The organism is Bradyrhizobium sp. NBAIM08 (assembly GCF_020193935.1).
GTDB lineage: Bacteria > Pseudomonadota > Alphaproteobacteria > Rhizobiales > Xanthobacteraceae > Bradyrhizobium > Bradyrhizobium yuanmingense.
In genome coordinates this window covers 1-398 of the sequence record NZ_JADYVR010001035.1, presented here as the reverse complement: position 1 = coordinate 398, position 398 = coordinate 1, and the positions used below count along the sequence as shown (strand labels likewise).

The window sequence follows — 398 nt, the reverse complement described above, 5'->3', positions numbered from 1 at the left end:
CTCGTGCACGTCGGCCACCTGCGCGCTGACGTGCGGGTGCTTGGCGAAGCGCTCGTTGGCGGCGTCGATTGAACGCGCGTTGGTGTCGATGCAGGTGAGCGAGCGACAGTACGGCACGAGCACGCTGGCCGCGGACGCATCGCCCGAGCCCACGTCCAGCACATCCCCGAGCTCGAGCAGCGCCGCGATGCCCACGGCCAGCGACTGCCAGGTGCGCCCCGGCGAGTAGTAGCGCTCCATCTCGTCGGTCACCGACTCCGGCCGCCCTCCGCGGCGCTCGGCATCCAGCTCGAGCAAGCGCTTCTGGTCGCCCAGCAGCGTGGCGTCGTCCGACTTCGAAGCCTCGTCCAACACACCCTTGACGGTGCTCGGCAGCGCATCGCTCGCCAAGGCATAGA

1 protein-coding gene is annotated in these 398 nt (G+C 69.6%); it reads right to left on the bottom strand.

The features are described from left to right. A partial coding sequence (locus tag I6F37_RS43330) for a nodulation S family protein (protein ID WP_225154884.1) occupies positions 1 to 398 on the bottom strand: 398 nt, incomplete at both ends.